At 30.4% G+C, this 12129-nt stretch carries 11 protein-coding genes; 4 read left to right on the forward strand and 7 right to left on the reverse strand.

Translation table 11 applies throughout. The annotated features are described in order from the left end of the window. The first annotated feature begins 20 nt into the window (after window positions 1-20). Both C7447_RS13635 and C7447_RS13640 read left to right on the forward strand, forming a co-directional pair. Complete coding sequence (locus C7447_RS13635; protein WP_148871070.1) at window positions 21-815, forward strand: toxin-antitoxin system YwqK family antitoxin; 795 nt, start codon at window positions 21-23, stop codon at window positions 813-815. Between the two features lie 3 nt (window positions 816-818). After that, a complete protein-coding gene (locus C7447_RS13640; RefSeq protein WP_148871071.1) occupies window positions 819-1760 on the forward strand; it encodes an NAD(P)H-dependent flavin oxidoreductase in 942 nt (313 codons plus the stop codon). A 70-nt stretch (window positions 1761-1830) separates the two neighbouring features. Here the strand turns inward: C7447_RS13640 and ribB are convergent, their stop codons facing one another. The 6 genes from ribB to tpx form a co-directional block, all read right to left on the reverse strand. Then, complete coding sequence (gene ribB, locus C7447_RS13645; RefSeq protein ID WP_148871072.1) at window positions 1831-2973, reverse strand: 3,4-dihydroxy-2-butanone-4-phosphate synthase; 1143 nt, start codon at window positions 2971-2973, stop codon at window positions 1831-1833. Window positions 2974-2975: 2 nt separating this feature from the next. Further along, window positions 2976-4460: an LptF/LptG family permease gene (locus C7447_RS13650; RefSeq protein ID WP_246143081.1), complete on the reverse strand. Its 1485-nt coding sequence runs from the start codon at window positions 4458-4460 to the stop codon at window positions 2976-2978. Window positions 4461-4524: 64 nt separating this feature from the next. Beyond that, a complete protein-coding gene (locus tag C7447_RS13655) occupies window positions 4525-5178 on the reverse strand; it encodes a LolA family protein (protein ID WP_148871073.1) in 654 nt (217 codons plus the stop codon). A gap of 38 nt (window positions 5179-5216) precedes the next feature. Next, window positions 5217-7670: an FtsK/SpoIIIE family DNA translocase gene (locus C7447_RS13660; protein ID WP_148871074.1), complete on the reverse strand. Its 2454-nt coding sequence runs from the start codon at window positions 7668-7670 to the stop codon at window positions 5217-5219. A 36-nt stretch (window positions 7671-7706) separates the two neighbouring features. Then, window positions 7707-8090 (reverse strand): diacylglycerol kinase family protein, encoded by a 384-nt coding sequence (locus C7447_RS13665; RefSeq protein ID WP_148871075.1) that lies wholly within the window; start codon window positions 8088-8090, stop codon window positions 7707-7709. Beyond that, entirely contained in the window at window positions 8091-8588 is a 498-nt protein-coding gene (tpx, locus tag C7447_RS13670) for a thiol peroxidase (protein ID WP_148871076.1), read from the reverse strand. An 87-nt stretch (window positions 8589-8675) separates the two neighbouring features. Between tpx and C7447_RS13675 the strand changes: the two genes are divergently transcribed. Both C7447_RS13675 and C7447_RS13680 read left to right on the forward strand, forming a co-directional pair. After that, on the forward strand, window positions 8676-10034 hold the full coding sequence (locus C7447_RS13675) for an MATE family efflux transporter (protein WP_148871077.1): 1359 nt from the start codon (window positions 8676-8678) through the stop codon (window positions 10032-10034). Further along, window positions 10021-10245: a hypothetical protein gene (locus tag C7447_RS13680; RefSeq protein ID WP_148871078.1), complete on the forward strand. Its 225-nt coding sequence runs from the start codon at window positions 10021-10023 to the stop codon at window positions 10243-10245. The genes C7447_RS13675 and C7447_RS13680 overlap by 14 nt, the downstream gene beginning before the upstream one ends. Before the next feature lie 510 nt (window positions 10246-10755). On the opposite strand, the gene C7447_RS13685 is transcribed toward C7447_RS13680, so the two are convergent. Next, complete coding sequence (locus C7447_RS13685; protein WP_148871079.1) at window positions 10756-11673, reverse strand: mechanosensitive ion channel family protein; 918 nt, start codon at window positions 11671-11673, stop codon at window positions 10756-10758. Between the last annotated feature and the right edge of the window lie 456 nt (window positions 11674-12129).

A 12129-nucleotide genomic window follows, 5' to 3' on the forward strand; every position in this document is an offset into this window, starting at 1 on the left:
ATTACCTCCCAAAAAAATCTATGAAAAAAGTATTATTACTATTTGCTATCTTTTTTAGTCTTAAATCCTTTTCGCAAAAGGATTCTATTGTAAATTTTTTAGATAAAAATGGAAGTATAACTAAGAATAAACAAGAAGCTCATTCTTTTGAAATTATTACAAAAAAAGCAGGTTCTCTTTGGTTTGTTAGGAGCTATAATAGAAATGGAAAAATATTTCGACAAGGTCATTATAAAAACAAAAATTTAAAGAAACCTTTAGGTCAATTTATTACTTATTTTAAAAATGGTAAACCATCTCATATAGAACATTATGATCTTAAAGGACATAAAAAAGGTAAGACAGAGGGATGGTTTCATAATGGAAATAAAAATTATGAAGGTATTTACGATGGTAATAAAAAAGAAGGAGTTTGGAAATATTACCATTTTACAGGTGGCTTAGCTTCTAGAGTTTATTATAAAAACGATAGTGTTCTTAAAGTGATAGAAATTGATGATAGAGGGGGGCAAAAGAAATATAGAGAGGCTCAAAATAAAAAAGCTCAATTCAAAGGGGGTAAGAAAAAATTTGCTGAGAAGATAAAAAAGCTCTCTAAAAGTATTAATTATACTGTTAAAGGTAAGGTTCATGTTAGTTTTTTTGTTGGAATAGATGGTAAAATATCAGATGTTGAAATTGATGAAAAATTACCTGAAATGCTACATAATCAGATTGTAAATTATTTTAAAAGTATAAAAGGCTGGTCACCTGCAGAAAATTTCCACAGAAAACATCCTGTTTATTATTCAATTCCGTTAAATTTTAGAAGTTAGTTAATGACAAATAAAATCACCAAACTTTTTAATATACAATATCCAATTGTTCAAGGAGGAATGATTTGGGTGAGTGGCTGGAGATTAGCTTCAGCAGTTTCTAATGCAGGCGGATTAGGTTTAATCGGAGCAGGCTCTATGTATCCTGATGTATTACGAAAGCATATTCAAAAATGTAAAAAAGCCACTGATAAACCTTTCGGAGTGAATGTACCAATGTTATATCCAGACATTGAGAAGATCATGGATATTATTGTGGAAGAAGGGGTGAAGATTGTATTTACTTCTGCTGGAAATCCGAAAACATGGACTGCTTTTTTTAAAGAAAAAGGAATTACGGTTGTACATGTAGTGAGTTCGGTAAAATTTGCATTAAAAGCTGAATTAGCCGGCGTAGACGCTGTGGTTTGCGAAGGTTTTGAGGCAGGAGGACATAACGGACGAGAAGAAACTACAACATTAACATTAATACCAATGGTAAAAGAGCAACTAAAAATTCCTGTAATTGCAGCTGGAGGAATAGGAACGGGTAGAGGTATGTTAGCGGTAATGGTTTTAGGGGCTGATGGAGTGCAAATTGGTAGCCGTTTTGCTGCAACTATAGAATCTTCTGCTCATGAAAATTTTAAGAAAACTATTGTTGAAGTGAAAGATGGTGATACGCATTTAACACTAAAAGAATTAGCACCTGTTCGTTTGGTTAAAAATAAGTTTTATAACGATGTTCAGGAATTGTATCAACATAAGCCATCTATAGAACAAATAAAAGAACTGTTAGGACGTGCACGTGCTAAAAGAGGAATGTTTGAAGGTGATTTAGAAGAAGGTGAATTAGAAATTGGTCAAGTTGCAGGCTTAATACATGAGATAAAATCAGCAAAAGAAGTTTTAGAAGAAATAGTAAAAGAATATAATGAAGTTAAATCTTCTATGATAGATTTTTAAATAGAAATAATCATAAAAAAAACAGTCTGTATAAAGTTTATACAGACTGTTTTTTTATAAAATTGAAATATTAATAATTAACATAATCTACGATTTCTAAACCATAACCAATCATACCTACACGTTTGGTTTGTTGAGTGTTAGAAATCAAGCGTAGTTTATGAATATTTAAATCGTGTAAGATTTGAGCACCGATTCCAAAATCTTTATTATCCATCGCTATTCCTGGAGCTTTCATTTCTCCTGTTTCTTGATTTATTTTTAAACCTCGCAATCTATTCAATAAATTTAAAGATTGATTTTCTTGATTGATAAATAAAATAGCTCCACGACCTTCATCATTAATAACTTGAAACATTTGATCTAATTTCTGATCAGCATTATTAGTTAAGGTTCCCAAAATATCATTATTAACTAAAGTAGAGTTTACACGTGTTAAAATAGGTTCGTTTTTACTCCAATCTCCTTTTGTTAAAGCAATATGAATTTGATTGTTGGTTGTTTGTTCGTAAGCTCTTAAGCGGAAATCTCCAAAACGAGTTTGTACATCAAAATCTTCTTTCTTTTCAATTAAAGAATCGTGTTCCATTCGGTAAGCGACTAAGTCTTCAATCGAAACAATTTTTAAATCGAATTTTTTAGCGACTTCTAAAAGTTGAGGTAAACGTGCCATGGTACCATCTTCATTCATTATCTCAACAATAACTCCTGCTGGCTCTAAACCTGCTAAACGAGCAAAATCGATAGCAGCTTCGGTATGACCAGTTCTTCTTAGAACCCCACCTTCTTTAGCACGTAGCGGAAAAATATGACCAGGTCTAGCTAAATCAAAAGGTTTTGTTTCATCATTTATTAATGCTTGTATGGTTAAGGCTCTATCGCTGGCAGAAATACCTGTGGTAACACCTTTCCCTCGTAAATCTACAGAAACAGTAAAAGCAGTTTCCATAGGATCGGTGTTGTTGGTTACCATCATACCTAACTCTAGTTCTTTACAACGATTTTCGGTAAGCGGAGTACAAATTAAACCACGACCATGAGTTGCCATAAAATTGATTATTTCTGGCGTTGCCTTTTCTGCTGCAGCTAAAAAATCGCCTTCGTTTTCACGATCTTCATCATCTACCACTATAATCACTTTACCTTTTCTAATATCGTTTATAGCTTCTTCAATAGTATTTAATTGAATTTTTGAAGTAGTTTTTGTTGTCATTGTTATGTTGTTTTCTCCTTTTTAGGGAGTAAGTTTTTAAATTTATCTATTAATTTTTTGAAAAAACCATTAATATCAAAAAGACCTTTGTCTTTAGTTGCTCTGGTGGTTAAAATAAGGGCTAAAGGTAACATCAATATAATTGCCATCCAAGAACCTAAAAGAGCTGTTACCGAGCTTTCTTCAGCTAAATTACGGCCAAAAGTATTTGTAAAGAAATATAAAACGTATATAGAAATAGCTAAAATCATGGGTAAGCCCATACCTCCTTTTCTAATAATGGAACCTAAAGGAGCTCCAATAAAGAAAAGCAATAAGCATGAAAGTGAAAAGGCAACACGGTTATAAAACTCAATATCATATAGATTTAAAACCTTTCTTTTGTGCTTAAAAGAATCCTTATTAGATTTAATATTGTTAAGTGTTCTGTCTACTTTAGAGATGGCTGTATTTACAATATTTCTTTTTTGATTCAGATCAAAATTATCAAGTAAGTTTAATGATAATTTTGAGTTAATAAGAGAATCTGGGTATTTATATAAATCTTTAGCATTTACATTTAAAAATAGATTTTTAGCTCTTGCTTTAACATATTCATCATAGTTAAGCTTTATCGTTGGTAAAGTATCCTTTAGCTGTTTTAAACTTAACATATTAAAATTTCGTGTATAATTTAGGTCATCTAAATCATCTTTTGCAAAAGAAGAAATATCAATATTTATGGTGTACTCATCAAAATCAGCATATGATGCGGGCATTTTTTGACGTTGCTTATAGGAAGAGTTATTTTTTTCATGATGTTCAAAAAAATGTCCATTTTTTAATATTAACGTCATGTATCTACTACCTTCTTCCGAAACAAGTTCTCCTTTTTTAGCAGATATAATTTTGTTATTTCCTCTTTTAGCGGATAAATCGTAAATCAAGACATTCTTTAATAGATTATCTTCTTCACCATATTTTTCATCAAACTTAATTTGATAATTTGGAATTTCAGTATTAAAACTACCAGGAACTAAAGCTAAAGCAGGTTGTTTTTTCTTGATATTCATTTTTAAGTTAATCTGTTTTAAGATAGCATACGGGTACACGTAGTTTAAAAACATAAAATTAACAGCACTCATAAATATAGCGAAGAAAACCAAAGGTCTAACCATTCGCTGTAAAGAAATTCCAGCAGATTTTGCAGCAGCAAATTCATAGTTTTCGGATAAGCTTCCTAAAGTCATAATTGACGAAAGTAATATACCAATAGGAAGCGCCTGTGGAGCAACTAGTAAAGTAGTATACCACAAAAATTTTAAAATAAAAATTAGACTAATTCCTTTTCCTGCAAAATCGTCAAAAGCAAGCCATAAAGTTTGCATGACTAGCACAAACAGAATGATAAAGAAGGTTGCTAAAAAAGGGACTAAGAAACTTTTTAGTATGTATTTGTCTAATGTTTTCACCAACACAAAAGTAGTAAGGATTGTTGTAATAAACATAAAAGTTTTGTTAATTGACTATAAAAAATCAATAACAAAACTTTTAGTGATAAGAATGGGGTATTTAATCAATAAAATACCCTAATTTTTCATATTTAGATTTATCAAAAGAAAATAAATTTTCTGAAATAGGTTGATTGCTCTTAAACTTGGTAATCGTAAATGTTGTTTCTGCACCATTAGAACCAATTTGAACTAATTTATAAATATGTTTAGTTTTCGCATCAATACCTAATTGCACTTTTATAATATCTGAATTACTATCTATAGGAGTTAGATTTACAAACTGCACATTACGGCCGTTATTATTTTCTAATTTCCCCATTTTATAGTTATAACCTTCTTTGTAAAAAGTTAATAATTTTGAAGGATAAATAAAGCCGTCTTCTTCTCCTAAATCTCCATTAGTAATAGATATTTCTTTTTCCTCTTTGTTAATAACAATTAATTTTTTACCGTCAAAAACAAAATTATTTCCTAAATAATCTAAACTATATTTTTCTCCTGCTAAAATAATACTACCTCTAATTGGAGGATCATTTGTTACACCAGCTTCTTTGTTTACTAAGGTTGAAGAAAAATCTATGCTCATGTTTGTATATGCACCCATTGTACTTGAAACTTCATCTAATAAGGCTTTTGCTTGAGAAGATGAACTTTGTGCTAGCATATTTACACTAACAAATATTCCTACTAAAAATAATCCTACTTTCTTCATGTTCTTTTATTTCCGCTCTGCGGGATATTTATAATTATTTAATTTTTTTCGTTTTCTAATAATTGTTCAAGAGCAATAAAATCGGGAACTAAAACTTGCCTTGCTTTGCTACCTTCGAAAGGGCCAACAATACCAGCAGCTTCTAATTGATCAATCAATCTACCAGCTCTGTTATATCCCAACTTTAGTTTTCTTTGCAATAATGATGCCGAACCTTGTTGTGCAGTTACAATAACTTCAGCTGCTTCTTTAAAAAGTTTATCTCTGTCTTCAATATCAATATCAACATTTGCGCCACCTTCTTCACCAACGTATTCAGGTAATAAATAAGCATCTGGATACGCTCTTTGTGAGCCAATAAAATCGGTTATTTTTTCAACTTCAGGAGTGTCTATAAAAGCACATTGAATACGTGTAATGTCATTTCCACCAGAAAATAATAAATCTCCGCGACCAATAAGTTGATCTGCTCCTGGCGCATCTAAAATTGTTCTACTATCAATCTTTGAAGTTACCCTAAATGCAATTCTTGCAGGGAAATTTGCTTTAATAATACCTGTAATTACGTTTACAGACGGACGTTGAGTAGCAACAATTAAGTGAATACCAATGGCACGTGCTAATTGTGCTAAACGAGCAATAGGTGTTTCTACTTCTTTTCCTGCTGTCATAATTAAATCAGCAAATTCATCAATGACTAAAACAATATAAGGTAAAAATTGATGTCCGTTTTCTGGATTTAATTTTCGAGCTTTAAACTTTACATTGTATTCTTTTATGTTACGAACCATGGCTGTTTTAAGCAAATCGTAACGATTATCCATTTCAATACACAATGAATTTAAAGTGTTCACGACTTTAGAAGTATCGGTAATGATAGCTTCTTCACTATCGGGTAATTTTGCTAAATAATGACGTTCAATTTTATTGAATAAAGTAAGTTCTACTTTTTTAGGATCAACCAATACAAATTTAACTTCCGCAGGGTGTTTTCTATATAACAACGATGTTAATACTGCATTTAATCCAACCGATTTACCTTGTCCTGTAGCTCCTGCCATTAATAAGTGAGGCATTTTAGCTAAATCAACTACAAAAGTTTCATTGGAAATTGTTTTACCTAATGCAATTGGTAATTCCATCTGGCTTTCCTGAAATTTCTTTGAGGCAATTACCGAATGCATTGAAACGATAGTCGATTTTTTATTAGGTACTTCAATACCAATAGTTCCTTTTCCAGGAATAGGAGCAATGATACGAATTCCTAAAGCCGATAAAGACAACGCAATATCGTCTTCTAAATTTTTAATTTTTGAAATACGAATTCCGGCATCGGGAACGATTTCATACAAAGTAATCGTTGGTCCAACTGTAGCTTTAATTTGTGCAATACCAATTTTGTAGTTTTTTAATGTTTCTACAATTCTATTTTTATTAGCTTCTAGTTCTTCAGGGTCAATTGAAATACTTTCGTTGTATTGCTTAAGTAAGTTAAAAGTGGGGAATTTATAATTTCCTAATTCTAATTTAGGGTCAAATTCACCAAAATCTTTGATGAGTCTTTCTGATAAGTTTTCAGAAACACTTTTTTCTTCTGAAATTTTTTCTATGGCTATTTCAACATCTTTTGGTTCTTGTTTTTCAGTTGTTTTTAAAACAGGGTCTAAAGAATGTTTTGTTGAATCTTCAATATCAAAAGAAACTTGAGATTCTTCTTTTTTTGGACCAACAGTAGAGTGTTTACCAATGGTTGGTTGCAAGTTCTTAACCGATAGCTCAAATTCAGATTTATTTGTTCCTTCGAATGTTTTTTCGGTGTTAGAATTATCAGTTGAAGAGTTTTGCAATTCATCTGTAGAAAAATCGTCTACTATATTATCTGAAATTTCTTTTTGTTTACTTTTTAATTTATCTGCAACTTTTTCTGGAGTTACTCTAAAACGCATCACCAAATAAGCTATTAAAAAGAAGGTAAGTACTATGGCTAAGCCAGTTTTACCAATAAATGTTCTCAAATACTCGTTGATTTCGAATCCAATAATTCCTGATAAAATTGAATATTTCTTTTCAACAAACCCGAGAGCTATAGAAATCCAAAGCATATTAAATAATCCCCAGTTCCAAGAAGCAATAATGTTTTTTAGACGAGTTTGTAGTAAAAAACTAACACCTGTTAAAAAGATTAAAAAGGGCAAGATAAAAGCACTAATTCCAAATCCATTATAAATAAAGAAGTGACTTAGTTTAGCACCAATTTTACCTAATAAATTTCTTGCTTGAATAGCTCTATCAGAAAATTGCGAAAGTGAACTTTGATCTTCTTGCCATGAGAAAAAGAAAGAGATAAATGCAATTATTAAAAAAAATGAAAATAAAACCAAAAACGAGCCTATTACTGTTTGGGTTTGACGGTTTTTAAAAAAATCTAAAATTTGTTTAAAAGTTGAGATTTTTTTAGGTTTTTTAGTTTTTGTTGTTGTTTTTTTTGCCATTAAAAGTATTTATTTCAACATGTAAATATAGAATAATTACGAAAATATGTATGCTATTTTTGGAATGTAAATAATACAACCGACAATTATGGAAATTATTGCAGCAAAACCTGCAGCACCTGCAGCAACATCTTTGATTATTCCAATTTTTTTGTCAAAATTGGGGTGAATAAAGTCTGCCATTTTCTCTACAGCAGTATTTAAGGCTTCCGCAACAAGTACCAAACCTGTTATGGTAAGCTGAATCATCCACTCTGAAAGAGAGATGTTAAAAAGGAAACCGAGTACAATAGCGAAAAGCCCAATAAAAAATTGGGCTTTGATACTGTCTTCAGTGGTTGCAAGTATCCAAATACCTTTTAACGCAAATTTAATACCACGCAAACGCTTTTTAACAAATCCGTCTTTAGAGTTGTTCATTTATAAAGCTTTTAATGCTTGTTCATAGTTAGGTTCATCTACAATTTCAGGAACTTGTTCTGTGTATATTACTTTTCCTGTTTCATCAAGAACAATAATGCAACGTGAGTGTAGTTGTGCTAAAGGGCCGTTAGCGATAGTAAGTTCATAGTTCTTACCAAAATCACCAGTTGCATAATCAGATAACATTTCTACATTTTCAATTCCTTCAGCGCCACAAAAACGACCTTGTGCGAAAGGTAAATCTCTAGAAATACATAAAACTTTTGTATTTTCTAATTGAGAAGCTTGTTTGTTAAAGTTTCTTACAGATGCAGCACAAGTACCTGTGTCTACACTAGGAAAAATATTTAAAATTATTTTTTTACCTGAATAATCAGCTAAAGTTTTACGAGATAAATCTGTTCCAACTAAATTAAAATCAGATGCTTTTGAACCTATTTTTGGTAAACTTCCTACAGTTTGTATTTCGTTCCCTTTTAAAGTGATGGTTGCCATTTTTTATAGAGTTTTTATTCATTTCAAAAGTAATTAAAATCTGCCAATTTAAACTATCTTCGCAGTCGTAAAATCAACTACGAAGCTTTGAACTTATCTAATTATACTTCAGAATTTAAAAAAAATTTATACATAGCATATCCAGTAATGTTAGGGCAATTAGGTCATGTTTTAGTGGGTTTAGCAGATAATATAATGGTCGGTAAATTAGGTGCAGCACCATTAGCATCGGTTTCGTTAGCAAATGGGTTAATGTTTGTCTTCTTGTCTTTAGGTATTGGTTTTACGTTTGCGATTACTCCGTTGATAGCTGAAGCAGATGGTGAAAAAAATATTGAAAAAGGACGAACGATATTCCAACACGGACTGTTTTTGTCAATTATACTTGGATTTATTATCTGTGGATTATTACTGTTATCTAAACCTTTAATGTATTACATACAGCAACCTGTAGAAGTTGTTGAGTTAGCAATTCCTTATTTTGAAGTTATCGCTTATTCGATGATACCATTGATGATTTTTCAAGGGTTTAAACAGTTTGCTGACGGTTTGTCACTTACTAAATATGCAATGCAAGCGACTATTATAGCGAACATAATTAATGTTTTTTTTAATTATGTATTAATTTATGGGAAGTTTGGTTTTCCTGCTTATGGTGTTGTTGGTTCTGCTTATGGAACTCTAATTTCTCGTTTCTTTATGGTGATATTCATGATTTACATTGTAAGCAAGCGCAAGGAATTTCAACCTTATTTAGAGAAATTTTCATTCAATCATATTAAAAAAAGTGTTGTGAAGCGTATTTACAATTTAGGATACCCAACAGCCTTACAAATGTGGTTTGAAGTGAGCTTGTTTGCATCAGGTGTTTTTTTGGCAGGAGCCCTTGGTACCAATGCACAAGCAGCGAATCAAATTGCATTAAATTTAGCGTCAATGACTTTTATGATTGCTATCGGATTAGGAGTTACTGCAACTGTTAGAGTAGGAAACCAAAAAGGGTTGAATAATTACAAAGAATTACGAAGAATTGCGATATCCATATTTTTATTAATGATGATTATTGATCTGTTCTTTGCGCTCGGATTTATTGCTTTTAAAGATATTTTACCAACGTATTACGTTCAGAATGAGAATGTAATTGAAACCGCAGCTATCTTAATAGTTATCGCTGGGTTTTTCCAGTTGTCGGACGGAATTCAAGCAGTTGTTTTGGGAGCACTTCGTGGATTACAAGATGTAAAAATTCCGATGGGAATCACTTTTATAGCGTATTGGATTATTGGTTTTCCTATTTGCTATTATTTAGCATTACATACCGAATTAAAAGCCTCAGGAATATGGATTGGCTTACTGATTTCACTTACAGCATCGGCAATTATGTTGTATATTCGTTTTAACTTATTAACTAAAAAATTAATTGTAGAGAAAAATGGAACTACCTAAATTTTTATTAGCAGATAACAGCAATTATCCAGAAGATATATTTGTATTACATACTGATTACCCTCGTTTTTTAATTAACTTAAAAGATGATGAAATAGAATGGTTTGAAGACTTATCTGATGAAAATGAGCAAGAACTAGCGAATGAATTAGAAAGTTTAATAGAACAAGCTAGTGCTTTTTACGACGCTGAAATGGAAGGACTAGAATAAAGTTAAAAGTAGATTTATTATACACAATAGATTTCTATAAAAATAAAAAAGCGAGTGCAATGCACTCGCTCTTTTTTTTGGGGGAATTTAATAATAATATAAAATCTATTATTATTAATTCTTAAGGCTTTATCAAAAACAACATATAATTATTTATGAAAAATATCCCCTTTTAGTATATATAAATTTTTAAAACAAAAAAACAACACTAATGTGTTGTTTTTTTGTTTTAAAAAGTAATTGCTACATTAGTTTGCCCCCCAGCTACTCGTATAGTTTTCCTTTTTAATTTATGCCTATCGAAATATTATTTCTTTAGTACACTACAAATATACTTCCGTAATATTCGAAGGTATTCTACATTTGTTACATTCAAATAAAAAAAATAAAACAATAATAATCAGATTGTTAAGTGTTTTTAACTTTAAATATGTTACATTATTACATATAAAATGAAAATTATTTTGCTAAAGAATTATAAACAATGAAGTAAAGAATAGGGTTAGATGATTAAGTTTTTTGATTTTGTCTTTCTATATTCAGTTTTGGAATTTTAATGATTTCTATTGTAGATGAGGCTAAACTAACCTTTCCATTGGTTTTTTCAATTTCTTTTCTAATTAACTCACTTAATAAGTGCTTTGTAAACCTCCTTTTTTTGTAATCTACAATATACCTAAGGTTAAATTCGATCCAATTATCAGTCATTGTTATTGCTAAAGTAGGTTCTACCTGTGCATTTTCAATGTAGTATTTGTCTACAACAGTTTTCCATTTTGATATTGAATCGTTAACATATTCAGATAATTTATCAGAAGCAATTTGGATTATGATCTTTTTGGCAAGGTCAATATCAGAACCATATCGAATTGGTAAATTGAATTCATCCCAAATAAATGGAAAATCTTTAGAATAATTATAAACAGGCCCTCGAAATACAAAAGCATTACTCAGTTTAACAATTCGACCACTGTAATTATCGCTAGTAACCCATTCTCCAATTTCCATCATTGTGGTGTAAACGCTATCAATATCTATTACATCACCTTTTATTCCGTTTATTTCAATTCGATCACCAGGCTTGTAAACTTTTACAAAGAAAATATAAATTGACCCAGCAATACTTAGAATTAACTCTTGAAGAGTTATTGTTATTCCTGCTGTTAACAAGCCAACAGCTAAGGCAAAATCTTTAATATTACCTGTAAAATAAGTAAAGGAAAATATCAGAATAAAAAAATAACCAAGAACTTCAATTCCTTTTTGAGATTTATACCTTGTATTGGTGTCAGGTAAGTTTTTTTGAAGAAATTTTCTTAATAATTGAACAATACCAAGTATGAAAATAACTAAAATCAAATACTTGATTAGAGCAATTGAAGTAGGATGCTCTTGCATCCATTTTTTAATAAGCTCAATTGATTTCATTGTTTTTCAGAAATTAGATTTAACTTGGTAAAGGATAAAAAATATTTTAACCCTAAAACATGTTTAGCTTAAGTGATTTGTTATCAGTAAGCTAATTTCGTCTTTTATATTAAGAAAATCAAACTATTTATTAGCGCTCTTAGTTCTATCAATTCTAATTTTGAATAACAATTTATTTACTTATTAATTAAGCAGGAGTGGAAGTTTCGCTATCGGTTTAGTATATGAAAAGTAGCGAATTAAAAGCACTTACTTTCCTGAAAATAAGATACTTAAATAAATGCAAAAAACGGTTCAGATTGAGACCTAAACCGCTATTTTTTATATACATCTTAAGTTAGCAATTGTTTAAATTTAGAGTTATAAATCAGAAAGAAAGAAGCGTAGAATAAGGTTATGATATACGTGGAAACCTAGATTTCGTCAACATTGATAATCCCTACGCTTTTACTACTT

Origin of the sequence: Tenacibaculum adriaticum (genome assembly GCF_008124875.1) — a bacterium.
GTDB lineage: Bacteria > Bacteroidota > Bacteroidia > Flavobacteriales > Flavobacteriaceae > Polaribacter > Polaribacter adriaticus.

Coding starts and splice junctions, on each gene's coding strand:
- C7447_RS13635 (WP_148871070.1), top strand. CDS start 21: ATGAAAAAAGTATTATTACTATTTGCTATCTTTTTTAGTCTTAAATCC.
- C7447_RS13640 (WP_148871071.1), top strand. CDS start 819: ATGACAAATAAAATCACCAAACTTTTTAATATACAATATCCAATTGTT.
- ribB (WP_148871072.1), bottom strand. CDS start 2,973: ATGACAACAAAAACTACTTCAAAAATTCAATTAAATACTATTGAAGAA.
- C7447_RS13650 (WP_246143081.1), bottom strand. CDS start 4,460: ATGTTTATTACAACAATCCTTACTACTTTTGTGTTGGTGAAAACATTA.
- C7447_RS13655 (WP_148871073.1), bottom strand. CDS start 5,178: ATGAAGAAAGTAGGATTATTTTTAGTAGGAATATTTGTTAGTGTAAAT.
- C7447_RS13660 (WP_148871074.1), bottom strand. CDS start 7,670: ATGGCAAAAAAAACAACAACAAAAACTAAAAAACCTAAAAAAATCTCA.
- C7447_RS13665 (WP_148871075.1), bottom strand. CDS start 8,090: ATGAACAACTCTAAAGACGGATTTGTTAAAAAGCGTTTGCGTGGTATT.
- tpx (WP_148871076.1), bottom strand. CDS start 8,588: ATGGCAACCATCACTTTAAAAGGGAACGAAATACAAACTGTAGGAAGT.
- C7447_RS13680 (WP_148871078.1), top strand. CDS start 10,021: ATGGAACTACCTAAATTTTTATTAGCAGATAACAGCAATTATCCAGAA.
- C7447_RS13685 (WP_148871079.1), bottom strand. CDS start 11,673: ATGAAATCAATTGAGCTTATTAAAAAATGGATGCAAGAGCATCCTACT.